Genomic DNA, 465 nt, shown 5'->3' with positions numbered 1-465 from the left:
GCGCACTTCGACACTGTTGGAGCCGGCGCCGAACGCATACGGCCGGGCGAAACGCCCATCATCGTCGGTGTACAGATTCAATGGATTGCCGTTTACCGCCAGCGTGTGCGGCCCGCGCTGATTGCCGATGGCCTTGAGCTGGCCCTGCATCATCGTGCGATTGCGCTGAATGCCACGGTCGATCGGCGGCGTGGGGTAAGCGACTTGCGGGTTTTCACTGCGATCGAGCAGGCCGTGGTAACGCCAGCCACCGGACGGCTCCGACAGTTCAGCACTCGGCGCCGCGAGCAGCGCAGGCGCGCAGGCCAGGCCAATCAGCAGCCAAAGAAATGAACGCATGTAATGCCTCCTGCCATGCCTGAACGAAACCTTGCACCCGATCCTCGGTACTTCACAGCGGTGGAAACTGCGTTTCGTCTGAAAGACCCGTGACTGCCGGGTCGTAGAAGGCGCGAAGATTAGCGA

General features: G+C 61.9%; 1 pseudogene. It reads right to left on the bottom strand.

Annotation, left to right across the window (positions count from 1 at the left end):
* Nucleotides 1–339, bottom strand: a pseudogene (locus tag EYW48_RS21455) (hypothetical protein); the annotation flags it as partial.
* Nucleotides 340–465 lie beyond the last annotated feature (126 nt).

Origin of the sequence: Vibrio sp. 1180_3 (genome assembly GCF_029478545.1) — a bacterium.
In the GTDB taxonomy this organism is placed as follows: domain Bacteria; phylum Pseudomonadota; class Gammaproteobacteria; order Enterobacterales; family Vibrionaceae; genus Vibrio; species Vibrio aestuarianus.
This window is presented reverse-complemented; position numbering and strand designations above follow the sequence as displayed.